10 protein-coding genes are annotated in these 14703 nt (G+C 46.0%); 5 read left to right on the top strand and 5 right to left on the bottom strand.

The features are described from left to right. Nucleotides 1–319: 319 nt before the first annotated feature. On the bottom strand, nucleotides 320–1045 hold the full coding sequence (locus VJL_RS08215) for an HAD family hydrolase (protein ID WP_038877082.1): 726 nt from the start codon (nucleotides 1043–1045) through the stop codon (nucleotides 320–322). A 686-nt stretch (nucleotides 1046–1731) separates the two neighbouring features. Between VJL_RS08215 and VJL_RS08205 the strand changes: the two genes are divergently transcribed. The 5 genes from VJL_RS08205 (at nucleotide 1732) to VJL_RS08185 (ending at nucleotide 8318) form a co-directional block, all read left to right on the top strand. Further along, nucleotides 1732–3447, top strand: a complete 1716-nt coding sequence (locus VJL_RS08205) for an ABC transporter ATP-binding protein (RefSeq protein WP_038869931.1) — start codon at nucleotides 1732–1734, stop codon at nucleotides 3445–3447. Between the two features lie 105 nt (nucleotides 3448–3552). Beyond that, a complete protein-coding gene (locus VJL_RS08200) occupies nucleotides 3553–5106 on the top strand; it encodes an ABC transporter substrate-binding protein (protein ID WP_038877076.1) in 1554 nt (517 codons plus the stop codon). A gap of 146 nt (nucleotides 5107–5252) precedes the next feature. After that, nucleotides 5253–6230: an ABC transporter permease gene (locus VJL_RS08195; protein ID WP_038869935.1), complete on the top strand. Its 978-nt coding sequence runs from the start codon at nucleotides 5253–5255 to the stop codon at nucleotides 6228–6230. A 2-nt stretch (nucleotides 6231–6232) separates the two neighbouring features. Continuing rightward, entirely contained in the window at nucleotides 6233–7189 is a 957-nt protein-coding gene (locus VJL_RS08190; RefSeq protein ID WP_038869936.1) for an ABC transporter permease, read from the top strand. A gap of 160 nt (nucleotides 7190–7349) precedes the next feature. After that, nucleotides 7350–8318 (top strand): SPOR domain-containing protein, encoded by a 969-nt coding sequence (locus VJL_RS08185; RefSeq protein WP_038877074.1) that lies wholly within the window; start codon nucleotides 7350–7352, stop codon nucleotides 8316–8318. A gap of 208 nt (nucleotides 8319–8526) precedes the next feature. On the opposite strand, the gene VJL_RS08180 is transcribed toward VJL_RS08185, so the two are convergent. The 4 genes from VJL_RS08180 to VJL_RS08165 all read right to left on the bottom strand — a co-directional run bounded on the left by VJL_RS08180 (nucleotide 8527) and on the right by VJL_RS08165 (nucleotide 14701). Beyond that, nucleotides 8527–10848, bottom strand: coding sequence for a hypothetical protein (locus VJL_RS08180; protein ID WP_038877071.1), 2322 nt, complete (start codon nucleotides 10846–10848; stop codon nucleotides 8527–8529). 229 nt (nucleotides 10849–11077) lie between these two features. After that, the gene (locus tag VJL_RS08175) at nucleotides 11078–12646 is read right to left on the bottom strand and encodes a hypothetical protein (RefSeq protein ID WP_038877070.1); all 1569 of its coding nucleotides are present in this window, start codon (nucleotides 12644–12646) and stop codon (nucleotides 11078–11080) included. A gap of 4 nt (nucleotides 12647–12650) precedes the next feature. Continuing rightward, nucleotides 12651–13223 carry a sigma-70 family RNA polymerase sigma factor gene (locus tag VJL_RS08170; protein ID WP_038877068.1) on the bottom strand — a complete coding sequence of 191 codons (573 nt, stop codon included), beginning with the start codon at nucleotides 13221–13223 and terminating at the stop codon, nucleotides 12651–12653. 2 nt (nucleotides 13224–13225) lie between these two features. After that, a complete protein-coding gene (locus VJL_RS08165; RefSeq protein WP_038869943.1) occupies nucleotides 13226–14701 on the bottom strand; it encodes a hypothetical protein in 1476 nt (491 codons plus the stop codon). Nucleotides 14702–14703: the final 2 nt, after the last annotated feature.

The raw sequence follows: 14703 nt of genomic DNA, 5'->3' as shown, positions 1-14703 counted from the left end.
TTAGCAGGCTTTCGTCATTTTAGAGCTTATTACATCGCTTGGACTGCATTAGTCGGCGATATTTCAATGGAGTTGAACCCAAGTGGGGTTCGCCTGAAGTTAGAATATGGCTCTTCATCGACCGCTATTTGAAGCCTCAGTCGAAAGACTGGGGCTTTTTTACATTTCTCATCCTCAAAAACTCTCACGCCGCTTTCAATTCCACCAAAAATGTACAGCTTTGGGAGCTTTTGACCACCCATGATCCAAATGCTTTTCGAGCTGATAAAAGAAACCCCAGCACGGAGGCTGGGGCTTTGTATTTCTTGAGTTAAGTGCTTTATTGAGCGAGCGTTTTTAGAATTTCATTCAGCTCAACGGTCTCTTTTACTTCATAGTTTGGCTTGATATCGGTTGGGTTTACTGTGCCTGCCTCGTTAACCCACACACTCGGAATGCCCATATTGTTGGCACCCGCAATATCGGCTGGTAGAGAGTCACCAATATGAATCACTTCTTCTGGTTTTGCGTCAACAAGGTTGAGTGCTTTGTGGAAGATACTTGCAGCAGGCTTCTCTTCAGGCTCTTCGCCACCGACGATGATGTGATCCACCCATTCACTCATTTGTGTCGCTTTGAGCTTTGGATGTTGCGAGAAGATAGGGCCGTTAGTGATTACCACCAACTTGTAGTGTTGGCGTAGCTCCGTAAGCATTTCCTTCACGCCAGGGAAGAACGTAAAAGCACCCATGCGAGCTGAATCGAAGAAGCTTTGTGCCTGCTGGGCTTGTTCTGCATCGATCTCGATACCTTGTTCTGCCAAGATGGTTTGGATTAAACCGCAGCGGAACGCATTTTCATTAGGTAGAAGAGCAATAAGTTGAGGGAATTCGTCGTTTAACTTCTTATATACGCCTTGCAAGTAGCGCTGTACGAAGGCTGTGGAGTCAGCGACCTGAGGGTAAGTTTGAGTAATCCAATCGGCAAACTCTTGCCCTGCCACTTTATCGGCTTGAGATGTGCCACATAAAGTCTCGTCCATATCAAAAAATATCGCTTTAAGCACAAGGGCTCCTTCATTCACTACTCGACGTTGGGCTTTAATTATCTCTTATCTTACTCAAAATGACAGTGGAAAGCGCAAAATCACCAGTTCAACACGTGCTTTATAAGGGCTAATCAGGTTGCTGATACGGAGTTTTCTACTGCATCAAAATCACTTTAATCACAAAATCGCATAACTGACGCATAACCAAGGTTAGGTGACAGATTTCATTTGTTTTGCAGATCTGCTCACGTTTTCACCTCTATGTGTGTAGGGGGATTTTGGCTTTTTATGTATGCAGACTATTTTGTTAGTAACATTTTATGTCGAAAAGTCCCAATGGGAACGGAATATTGTTTGGTAAATGTTAATGATGGCGCGTGAATAATAGGGATACTATCAATAGTGAGTTTATGCGTGAATTTAGAGCATTTTTCTGTTTTTATTGGTGCGTAGCGCACAAAAATGGTGTGTTATGAAAGTGGTTAAATACTTGTTAATGCATTTCTATTCGCTCATTGTGCGTGTAAATAATGTTTTTTCGGCGGAATATACTTTAATTGTTGCTTTTTTGTGTGATTTTTGCCAAATTGTTTCCGCATTAAGATTTCAGAGTATTATTCTGAATTTGAACGGATTCATTCAGGTAATGAATGGCGCTTTTATTGCGCGATTCGATACCACAGACAAGGCAGTAGAGGTCTGAAATGTCACTATTAGAGGTGAAAAACCTTCGTATAGAATATCCATCCCGTCACGGTGTCCATGCGGCCGTGAAGTCGCTTTCTTTTCATATCGATCGTGGCGAAATTGTGGGTGTTGTTGGCGAATCAGGTGCGGGTAAATCCACCGTTGGTAACGCCGTTATTGATTTGCTTAGCCCTCCGGGTCGTGTTGCCAGTGGTGACGTGTACCTTGATGGAGAGAAAATTTCTGGTTTGACGCCAGAAGCGATGCGTAAGGTTCGCGGCTCTAAGATTGGCTTTATCTTCCAAGACCCAATGACCTCGCTTAACCCTCTATTTACGGTTGAGCAACAATTGAAAGAGACCATCCACGCCAACATGAAGGTGTCGGATGAAGAGGCATATCAACGTGCGCTTTCTTTAATGCAACAGGTTGGCATTCCGCAACCTGAAAACCGTCTTAAACAGTACCCACACCAATTCTCTGGTGGTATGCGCCAGCGTGTGGTTATTGCTATCGCACTGGCTGGTGAGCCAGAACTGATCATCGCAGATGAGCCAACTACGGCACTCGACGTATCAATCCAAGACCAAATCCTAAACCTTATCCGTGAACTGTGTATCAAGAACAACGTAGGTTGTATGTTGGTGACGCACGACATGGGTGTGGTTTCAAACGTGACTGACCGTGTTGCGGTTATGTACCGCGGTGATTTGGTGGAGTTTGGCCCAACCGCTAAGGTATTGGGCGATCCTGACCACCCATACACACGCAGCTTGATTTCTGCGGTTCCTCGCTCTGACATTAAACTCGATCGCTTCCCGCTAGTGAGCTACATCGAAGAAGCAACAGAGCTACAAGAACTGGACATCAAGAACCACTGGTTAGGCCAAAGCCAAGACCAACGCGAATACACAGGCCCTCTATTGGATGTGAAGAACGTAAATCTACGCTTCGTGACCAAAGATTCGTTGTTTGAAAGCCGCCGTGAATACGTACAGGCTTCAAACAATGTTAGCTTTGAAGTGCACGAAGGTGAGACGTTTGGTTTGGTGGGTGAATCTGGCTCAGGTAAGTCGACCATCGCACGTGTGATTGCAGGTTTGTATGAACCAAACTCAGGCCAAGTAAGCTTTGAAGGCATTGACTTAACGGCGCTGAAATCAGAAAAAGCACGCCGTCCGCTGCGTCGTCAAATGCAAATGGTCTTCCAAAACCCATACACTTCAATGAACCCGCGTATGAAGATTTTTGACATCATCGCGGAGCCAATTCGTTTCCATAAGCTCACTAAGAATGAAGCGGAAACGCGTCAGATTGTGAATGACCTGCTTGATCACGTAGGTTTGGGCAAAATGGCGGGCGTCAAATACCCTCATGAATTCTCCGGTGGTCAGCGTCAGCGTATTTCTATTGCGCGTGCACTGGCGACCCGTCCTCGACTACTGATTTGTGACGAACCGACATCAGCGTTGGATGTATCGGTACAAGCACAAATTCTGAACTTGCTGAAAGATCTGCAAAGTGAACTGAACCTAACGATGCTGTTTATCAGTCACGACTTACCTGTTATTCGCCAAATGTGTGACCGAGTGGGTGTGATGCAGATGGGTACGCTACTGGAAGTGGCGCCGACTGAGCAACTGTTTACCGCTCCTCAGCATGAATACAGTAAGAAGCTGATTTCTCTGATGCCTGAATTCACAGGTTTGAGAGAAGAAATCAAAACGGCATAAACCAAGTTTTTCGCTTGGCTGACCATCAAGGTCAACAAACCTTAGTCATAACAAAGACGCAAACACAACAAGGGATTCGAATTCCCGCATGAAGGAGTTATGCAAATGAAAACCATGAAAAGCAAATTAGCAGTGGCGCTAATGGCAGCGGGCCTAAGCTTTAACGCAATGGCAGCAGATATCAAAGTTGGCTACGCAGCTGACCCAGTATCGCTAGACCCGCATGAGCAGCTATCAGGCGGTACGCTGCAAATGTCACACATGGTATTTGATCCACTAGTTCGTTTCACACAAGACATGGACTTTGAACCTCGTCTAGCAGAAAGCTGGGAACGTGTGAACGATACAACGGTACGTTTCAAGTTACGCCAAGGTGTTAAGTTCCACTCTGGTAACGACATGACGGCGGACGACGTAGTATGGACTTTCGAACGTCTACAAAGCTCTCCAGATTTCAAAGCTATCTTCGACCCGTACGAAAAAATCGTGAAGGTTGACGACTACACAGTGGATCTAGTGACTAAAGGTCCTTACCCGCTTGTTCTGCAAACGGCGACTTACATCTTCCCAATGGACAGCAAGTTCTACTCTGGTAAGACAGAAGATGGCAAAGACAAGTCTGAGCTAGTGAAGCACGGTAACTCATTTGCATCGACTAACGTATCTGGCACGGGTCCATTCATTGTGACTTCTCGTGAGCAGGGCGTAAAAGTGGAATTCGAACGCTTTAAAGATTACTGGGACAAAGAGTCGAAAGGTAACGTTGATAAGCTAACGCTTGTACCAATCAAAGAAGACGCAACTCGTGTAGCTGCGCTACTTTCTGGCGGCGTTGACATGATTCACCCAGTAGCGCCAAACGATCACAAACGTGTGAAAGATGCAGACGGCATCGACCTAGTAACACTACCTGGTACACGTATCATCACGTTCCAACTCAACCAAAACAGCAACGAAGCACTGAAAGACGTTCGCGTTCGCCAAGCGATTGTTCACGCAATCAATAACGAAGGCATCGTGAAGAAAATCATGAAAGGCTTCGCAACGGCAGCTGGTCAGCAAAGCCCAGCAGGTTACGTAGGTCACGATGACAAACTGGTTCCTCGCTACGATCTGAAGAAAGCGAAAGAACTGATGAAAGAAGCGGGCTACGAAGATGGCCTAACGCTGACGATGATCGCACCGAACAACCGTTACGTGAACGATGCGAAAGTAGCGCAAGCGGCAGCGGCAATGCTGTCTAAGATCGGCATCAAGGTTGATCTGAAGACCATGCCAAAAGCGCAATACTGGCCAGAGTTCGACAAGTGTGCAGCAGACATGCTGATGATCGGTTGGCACTCAGATACGGAAGATTCAGCGAACTTCAACGAGTTCCTAACTATGACTCGTAACGAAGATACTGGTCGTGGTCAGTACAACTGTGGTTACTACTCAAACCCAGAAATGGACAAAGTGGTTGAAGCTGCGAACGTAGAAACGGATCCAGCGAAGCGTGCAGAAATGCTGAAAGGCGTAGAAGCAACACTATACAACGACGCAGCATTCGTACCGCTACACTGGCAAAGTGAAGCGTGGGGCGCGAAGTCTAACGTGAAAGCGGCAGACATCGTTAACCCAATGGTTATGCCTTACTTCGGTGACCTAGTGGTTGAATAATCACGGTTAGTCGATTTTGAGGAGGGGTGGATGTCCCTCCTCAACTTAAAGCACTCTACTCAGTTTTGTTTCAGTCGGACTGAGTTGGTTTTACAGACTGAATTTTCTCTCTGAATAGAGATCTATGGATAGTTAAGGGGCAAGGAATGTTTTCGTTTCTGGTCAAGCGCCTGTTTCAGGCACTGATAGTGATGTTTGTGATCAGTTTGGTGGCGTTTGCCATTCAGGACAACCTGGGTGACCCGCTGCGTGAGCTTGTAGGTCAGTCGGTTTCAGAAGCGGAGCGTCAAGCGCTGCGTGACGAACTGGGCCTGAACGATCCCTTTATCACAAAGTACACTCGCTTTGTGGGCAATGCGCTACAAGGTGATTTAGGTACATCTTACTTCTTCAAGCGACCTGCGGTTGAGGTCATTCTCGATAAGCTGGTGGCGACGTTAGAGCTCGTGTTTGGTGCGACGCTCATTATCATTCTTCTCTCAATTCCTCTTGGGGTGTACTCCGCGATTCATCCGAAGAGCATCTTTACCAAATTTGTCATGGCGATGAGTAGTGTCGGTATCTCGATTCCGGTGTTCTTAACCGCGATTATGCTGATGTATGTATTCTCCATTGAGCTGGGCTGGCTGCCTTCCTACGGGCGGGGTGAAACGGCTAATATTCTTGGTTGGGAATCTGGCTTTTTTACCATTGATGGCATCAAGCACTTGATTCTACCTTGTGTGGCACTGGCTTCGATCATGTTGCCGCTGTTCATTCGTTTGGTACGTTCAGAAATGTTGGAAGTGCTGAGCTCGGAATACATCAAGTTCGCCAAAGCAAAAGGCCTGAACTTAAACAAAATTTATTACCAACATGCACTTAAGAACACCATGCTACCTGTTCTGACGGTGGGTGGTGTGCAGATTGGTACCATGGTGGCTTACACCATTCTTACTGAAACCGTGTTCCAGTGGCCGGGTACGGGCTTTCTTTTCCTTGAGGCAATCAACCGTGTAGATACACCGCTGATCACTGCCTACGTTATCTTTGTTGGTCTGATTTTCGTGGTAACCAATACCATTGTTGATTTGCTGTACGGCATCATCAACCCAACAGTGAACCTAACTGGAAAAGGAGCTTAATCATGAGCCAATCAAATGTAACGGCCGCTCCTGAAGCAGTACCTTCTGCGTGGCAACGTTTTAAAAACTCGGATTTCTTGTACTACTTTAAGCGCGATAAAGTCGCGATGGCCAGTTTCACTGTCTTTATGGTGTTTTTGGTGTTGGCGATTGCTGCCCCTGTACTTGCACCGACTGACCCTTATGATCTCACGTCCATCGATATCATGGACTCGGAGTTGCCGCCTTCTTGGATGGAAGACGGTGACGAGCGTTTTGTGTTAGGTACGGATGAGCAAGGTCGCGATATTTTATCGACCATTCTTTACGGCTCTCGCCTGTCTTTGACTATCGGTTTTCTTGCGGTTGGTCTTCAGTTAGTACTGGGTATCATTATTGGTTTGTCGGCGGGTTACTTTGGCGGCCGTATCGATAGCTTCTTGATGCGCTTTGCAGACGTACAGTTATCGTTCTCGACCATGATGGTGGCGATCATCGTCTCGGCAATCTTTAAAGCCAGCTTTGGCAGTGACTTCTACAGCCAATATGCGGTAGTCATGCTGGTGGTGATCATCGGCGTGGCAGAATGGCCGCAATACGCACGTACCATTCGCGCCTCGGTATTGGCAGAGAAGAAGAAAGAATACGTCGAAGCGGCGCGTGTGATGGGCTTTAAAGCACCTCGCATCATGTTCCGTCACATTCTGCCGAACTGTCTATCTCCAATCTTGGTTATCTCGACAGTACAGGTTGCGAACGCAATCATGTCGGAAGCGGCACTGTCATTCCTAGGCTTAGGTCTTCCTGTGGACCAGCCGTCTCTAGGCGCGCTAATCAGCATCGGCTTTAACTACATCTTCTCTGGTGCATGGTGGATTACCGCCTTCCCAGGTATCGTACTCGTGACACTGGTATTGGTGATTAACCTACTTGGCGACTGGCTACGTGACGTGTTCAACCCGAAAATCTACAAGGGTTAATCACTAAAATACGCACCTATACGTTGCCTATTTCATAAAATTCTTTCTAAACTGAGAGCCGGATGCAATTCCGGCTCTTTTTTTGCTTATCACTTTTTATTCATGTTTTATTGACGCTTTGTCGCGATAATTTCATCACCTACTGTTCAGAGTGAAGCGTATGGAAATGAAGAAGGCACAACATTCCTCTCGTATCGTCCAATCCGGCTTGAGCCTTGGATTGCTGTTGGCGTGCGCCCAATTTTCGACACCGGTATTCGCGGAAGGTTTTCTTTGCCAAGCCTCTCAAGCGAGTAACAAAGAACTGCCAGTACTTGAGCAATCTTGTCCGATCGGGAAAGGGGTATGGGGAAAGAAAGTGCCGCAGGGAGGCAATGATTTCTTCTGGATTCAATGTGGTTTGTTGCCAAAACCGATGTCTTTAGCCAAAGCCAAGCCGATCTACGGCAAAATCACCACTGATGTTTGGATGAAGCCGGAGCAAAAAGGCTACCGATGTCTTATTGGTCCTTATACTGAATTTGCCAAAGCCTCGCAGGACTTACAGCGAGTCAAAACCTTGTCGACATACAAAGAAGCCTTTATTCGTGTGGTTGGCAAAGGTACATCAGAGCCAGTGAAGCAAACTAAGCCAATGCCCAAGCCAGTTTCGAAACCAAAACCAGTCGAGCCAGTGGCCGCTTCTCGACCTGATACGGGGGCATTTCAGGCCAAAGAGGCACCCGCAAAACAAACTGTTAAGCAAACTTCGGCGATCCAAGTTGCCGCAAAGCCTGCTCAACCTGCGATCAGCAGTAAGAACGTTCAGGTTCGTTTGAAAACTATCTTACAAGGTAAGACGTTTGTGGTGCCGTACTTGGTCGAGAATAACAACCAGTTCTACATGGAACATGGCAAACCGTGGAATCGCTTAAATTACGCGAGTTCGAAGCAAGTGTGTCAGCAATTGGGAATGAACTTGGCGAGCGCGCCTGAGTTTAAAACGTTGCGTGGCTCTGGTGTGATGGAAAAAAATAATTGGCCATTACAATTGCCGTACTGGGGTAAAGATAAGAAGGGGCTATTTGCTGACCGAGAGCCCAATCAGTTAACAGGCACCTCGTTGCTGAATGTGATTTGTGTGAAGTAGTTAAACTGATACAAAAGAGCCCCGCTTGAGCGGGGCTTTTTTTGCGGCCTCAAACAGAGGAGCTATTTGAGACTGGTTTCCCTGTGACAATTCGCGCAACAGTATACTTCTTTGATACCTTTGCACTTTTCCCAGAAAGTTCTGCGTCGACGATGCAGGTGAATCTGGCTACAACAAGGTTTCGATAGTATTTGTTTATCTTTACTCATTAGTCTTCAATTAAAGGCAGTGATTCCATCACTTTTTCTATTGCTTCTTGAGAGTGTGAGTACAGACCGAACTCTGGAGCAGATACCCAACCGTTTTGTTCAACGCTTGAGTTGATTCCGATGTAGAAGTCGCCAAACTCTCGGTTTACGTTACGGTGGCGAGTCTTGTAATCAGAATCTGCGCCAGTTTCTTCTAGAATCAGAGTTTCGCGGTTTGTTGTGCTATCTAGAGAGACTGTCCAGTTACCTGGTGTGTAGAAGCCTTCTGGTTTGATAGACTCATACTCGTAAACATCGCTTGCGTATTCAAACTTACCCGCTGCGTAGAATAGCTCTGTTTCCTCTTCTGCAACGGTCTCGCTCTCTACCGTCATATCAAATTCAACCTTACCGTTTGCGACCTTTTCGCTCACTGGTAGTGCTTGTGCGAAAGGTGCATCTGTCGAATCCAACCAGAATAACTCGTCACCATCGATTTTCACTAGGATTTGGTCGCCATGCGCGGTTTTGTTTTGGTAAAGCATTTCATACTCAGAACCTTCGTCGTCGTATAATTTGCCATCTTTGATCTCTACATCCCAACAATCTTTGTTTTGGTAAGCCGCGTAGCTTGGTAGCTTGTCCAGTTTTGCCAAAATCGCGTATGGGTCGTACTCTGATTCCCAAGAGTTGCTTAGGTTATCACTGATGTTTGCCGAATACTCTTCGCCTTGCTCATCATCGTTTGAACCCCAACACCATAGTAGGCCTTCGGCATCTTTCATAAGAATCGCATGGCCAATTTCGCCATCGTTGCGTGCAAAGCTGCCCATTTTTGCCGCTTTACCGTTAAAATGGTCGATAGTGAAGCCTAGTGTTGGTACGACTGGTGGTGGTGTAGTGCCTTCTTTTACTTCTGGTAGTTTAAAGGTTACACGAGCTTCACCATCTTCGTTGTCTTCTACACTAACGGTAAATGTTTGACCTGCAGCGTAAGCTTTTTCTGGGGAACCTTCGACAGTGATGATTGCGTTGTCGTTTTCATTGATAGACAAGCCTTCGATAGAGATCGACTCCGCTGAATACTCTTCTAGTTGGCCATCTTCGTCTTTGAACAGACCAGAAATGTCTAGAGTTTGCTCAAAAGCTTCACCTTGCTGCAGTTGCCAGTCATCAACGATGCTTTGAAGGCGTTTTTGCTCTGCTTCAATGACGATTGGCGCTTGGTTAGCGGTTTCGATATCCAATTCGAATACTGTGCTTACAGTAGCTAGTGTTTTTCCAGAAGAGTCTTTATCTTCTGCTGTAAGGATGATTTCAAACTCGCCCGCTTTGGTGACTTCAGTTGTTGGTGAAAGAATCAGTTGTTCACCTACAATGCTAACTTCGATACCTGTGCCAGTAAGGTTGTGAGTCAGTTTCGGTGTTACTAAGTTTTGGTCTTTGTCTTTGAATAGACCTTCAATGTTTAGTTCAACACCATCGAAGCCTGCGCCTTTTACGATTTCTGGTAAGTTATCTAGCTTATCTTCGGCTGCTTCTTCAACGTTTTCGCTGACAACAAGCTTGTTGTTGACTACGGTTTCTGGCGCTAGGTTTTCGCTTTCTGGTGTGCTGTCAGTGATCACTGGGCGTAGGTTTGGATCATTGATATCTGCACCAGACTCCACCAGACGGTCTACTTCTTGATCAGCTGCTTGCGCGAATTCAGTCGCTTTTTTCTCGTAGTTCGCAGGGTTTTGCGCTTTAGATTCAGTCAGAATCTGAGCGGTTTTATGTAGTTCGGCACTTTTATCTACGCCCGAAACGAAGTCGCTGTATAGGTCGATAGGAGCCTCTTCAGTACCACCAAGTGCTTGGTTAACTTTTGCTGCGGCTTCTTCTTCTGTTAGCGCGTCGTTGTTTGCCATCTCAATCGCGACAAGGTCTGTGATTGGTGAAATAACGTTAGACGAGTTTGGTGCTCGGAAAACCAATTCGTGCGCCATTGCTTGGCTTGGGTGATCCATATCTACGGTGTAAGTGCCTGCATGTTTTGGATCAAGCTGAATAAGTTGTTTCTGCTTTAAGCCGTTTGGCGTGATGGTTTGTAGAGCCAGCGTCGCTTCTGGTTTTGCTTTGATGGTAAGCTGACCTTTCTCATTCGTCAGACCAAGGAAGGTATCAGAGGTATCCCATTGGCCGTTGTTGTTCAGATCTTCAAATACCACCGCGTTTTTGAAGTAACCATCAAAGCCTGTGATCACTACACCAGAATTACCACCGTTTGAACTACTATCTGAACCACCACAACCTGTTAGCGCGATAGCCACTGACGCTGCTAGTAAACTCACCTTATTCATTGTTTTTAATCCTTGTTTCGTTTCCGAATGAGAAAGTCGCTTTTTATTGTTTTATCTCCAAATCTCACTAGTGAGATTGGAAAAGCTGCGCATTTTGGATCGATTTTGGAAGCAGCTTCAAGATACGAAAAACCGCAAAAAAACCGTAAAAAAACTTTGAATATTTTTTTGTTGAGTAGATTAGTTGTTTAAATTATCAATAGTGGTGCTGGTTATGGAATACAACGACTTATTTTGAGTTTTTAGTTAATTTTTGATTGGTTTTCGTACCAAGAGGATCGTGATAAATCATATTGAGCTTAAGTTCTTCAACTTCACTGGCGTACTTAGGTAAGGGACGTAAAATGTAGCTGTAAGCTTCCCCATGAAGAAAGACGTCATTGGCATGGTAATCATTGTTGAAGTAAACAAAGGCATACGCGGACGGTATTGGTGCAGTGGCACAATGGGTGTTGTTGGAATAAGACACGATATCATTGAACATGCCTTCGCCCGCGACAATTGAAGCGTCCCAAAATTGGCACATTTCATGACTGAAGAAGTCGCTATTGGGTGCACTTATGTTGAGGTCGGAGTCGAAACCATCGTAATACTCATCACCTTGAGCAAACCGCCTATCAAAAATGTAGTTGTTGGCGAGTGTATGGCGATAACCCCCTTCAGTCGGGATGAGCAAATCAAACAGTGTGAAGTGCTCAAGATCCTTTCCAGTATTGACGTTCAAACGTTCTTCCATCGAACGTTTGTTTTTCTGCATGGTGTAGCTTTCGAAACGATTATTGTCGAAGACAGTAATAAAGTAGTTTTCGGTTTCTTTATGCACACGCGAGGTATAGACCTTTTTGGTGGTCCATATTTGTTGCGTTCTGTTGGTTTGCACAATCAGTGAATCATCGCTGATCTGATAGCTGCCCACTTTCTTTAGTTCATTCTCTTCTGGGCAACGAGTTTTGTTGTTGGCTGCGGCATAAAAAACGTCGTCATCGATAAACTGAAATGCCTCGCAATACACGACTTCATATTCGAATTTTTTCCCACCAAGCAAAGTTGTGGATTCAAGACGATAGACAATGCCATCAATGAGAGGGTGCTCAGTGTTATTTTGTTCTTCAATCACCGCTGGCAGTTCAAAACGTGTGGTAACCCAAGCATGATCTTCCGAGCCATGGTGGTCATCTCGTGCAGATACAGCCAAGAAGGTGGTTTGATCGAAGGCTTTTGGCGCACCTTGAAGCATGATTTGCCCCTGATTGAGCACACTTAACCCGTTGGCATTTTCTAGCCAAATACGAGTTGTGAGCAGGTCACCTTCCGGATCTTCAAATAGCTGATCTAACCCTAGCGAGTAGTTGATGGGGTTGTTTTGTGTAAGCTCCCAACCAAAGATGATCGTTTGTAGTTGTTGTTCCACGGCGAGGTTAATGATCGGTTTGCCGTTGTTTGTCGCATCGTTGTTTTGGTTGCTACTGATGTAAGTTTGAGTCAGGTCTCCGGAGTAATTGACCACCGATGATCCAAAAGCATCTTGAACCTGTTCAGGTTGCTCTGATAACGCAGATTCGAGTGCTTTTTCAAAGGCAAGATCGTTGTTTCTCTCTAGTAATGAGGAGGTTAAGGCTTGCTTTACTTCAATCAACGAAGTGCGCTCACCTTGGGACGTTTTTCTCTTATCTAGGCCATTTTGTGCTGGCTCTATATTGGCAGCCGCAGCCGCAGCGGCTGCTTGTTCGTCTGAAAGCCAGTAGCTTGCTATTAAGCAAACACCCAGTGCGCCTGCAATCCAGTATTTTTTCGTCATGATATTACGCGTGCGCCATTCTAGATTGCAGCCAGCTGCGCGAGAACTTAAGGTCTTTTTCAATCAAACTGGCGCTGCATTCGAGCAGTTCACAGATCTCTTGGTTTTTCATGCCCATCAGATACTTGAGCTTTAATGCGTTAGATTGGCGCGGATAGCGTACACTAAAGTTGTCGAGCGCTTTGTCCATGATGATGAGTTGCTCGAAGCGATCTTCTTCCTCTTTCATCAAGGTGATGTGTTGGCGCTTCTGCGCTTGATGAGCACGTGCATTGTCGATCAAGATCTGGCGCATTACCTTGGCGGCCATCAAGAAGAAATCGCGCTTGGTTTCAATCTCACTCATGTCGCAACTAGACATCTTTAAGTAGGCGTCATGGATTAGCGCCGTGGTGCTGTTCACGCTGTCTGCCAGTACCTTATTGTCGGTGCCGTATTTTTCGGCATTGCGTTCGCGCTCTTGCTGAGCAATTTTACGCAATTGAAGATAAGCGAATTGGTATAACTCACTTTCCGCTTGTTTGTTACCAGCTTGCCATTGCTGAATGATTTGCGTCAGGGTGGAATTGGAAGCCATGGTTATACGTCCTCACTTACTTTTACAAACTCAGAGATGGTGTGGGTTTCAATACGGTCAGAGCCATCACGGTTACGACTGATGTCTTGCTGGTAGCGATACAAAATACCTTGTTCCCACGTTTTGCCTGCTGGCAGGTATTCCCACGTGGTGTAGTTGATTTCAGAAGGGGTTGGTGACCAACGTACCATCACATTCATCTGCGCTAGTTCTGCGCTCGGCTCATCGTTGTTGACCCACCACATATCCAAATAGTCGTTGGTGACATCTTGGGTATATAAGCGGGTGTCGGTAGGGCAGGTGATGGCATCAACAGGTAGACGCAATACTTGGTTGTAACGCATCAACAAACAAGATTGTTTCATTGAATCACGTAGGTACTGGGTTTGTTGCCACACACCTTGGTAGGCAATTTGGCTATCGATGGAATCGGGGTAGGTGAACCATAGCATTTCAGTACGGTTTTGGTGCTGGATGTGCTCGTTTTGACCTAACCCTTGCACTTTTTCCATCAAAAGTCGGGTGCTTGGGTCAAAGTTGAGGGCAACAGAACGATATTTCCAATCGCCTTCATCGTCGTAGTCTTCCAGTGAGAAACCGTTGAGATCGTTACGTGTGCAGCCGGTATCGGAACAGCCAACCAAGCTCTCCCATTCAGAAAACTTTTCGATAGGCTCGACAATGTCTTCGGTTATGCTGTGGTTACGTGCTAAGAAACAACCTTGGAAGTAATCACCAATGCTTGGATGCTGAATAAGAGACGTTTCGGTAATGGTGAAGTTAACCTCGCCAATCGGTGGGCGATAACGTGGATGATGTTGGTAACGAATATCAAATGCACAAGCGCGGCCTTGCCAGTCCTTTTTCTTGATGATGATGTTCTTAAAGCGCACGTTTTTGGGCTCAAAGATGATTTCATTCGAAGCAAAGTTTTTCTCAATATAGGTTTGGCTTTCATTGAGATGCTCCACCGCTTCTTCTACCGAAACCCAATCTAAGTTGAGCTGATGTTTGGCATTATCAATGACATTGAGATCGAGGCGTTTGAGTTGCGCTTGGAAGGCTGGGTCAGAGAGAACCTTGTTGGCTAACACAATCTCTTGACGATTTTCTGGTGTGCTATCGAGAGAAAGCAACAAGCGGGTCATATTGATACTGCGACTTGGCTTGGTGGTTGCCATGGTTGGAGTCAAGACTTCTTGGCTGGACATAGTCGTCAGTAGATAGCCTTTGTCGTCATTACCGAGGAAAAAGCTGATGACATCACCTGGATGATAATCAAATGCACCTTTCTGTGTAAAACCAGAAAGGTTGGAGGTCGTTTTGTAATACAGTCCCGTCACCGGAGAGTCGATGAAAAAACCTTGCTTGATGGTAGGCGTGACTGCTTCTGACACCTCGGGTGCAGAAGTCATGTTCGCCCAAGCTGGGGCCATCGCTAAAGCGGATAGCCAAATCGCCATGGAACGTGTGTACATCT

Origin of the sequence: Vibrio jasicida CAIM 1864 = LMG 25398 (assembly GCF_000400365.1) — a bacterium.
GTDB lineage: Bacteria > Pseudomonadota > Gammaproteobacteria > Enterobacterales > Vibrionaceae > Vibrio > Vibrio jasicida.
This window is presented reverse-complemented; position numbering and strand designations above follow the sequence as displayed.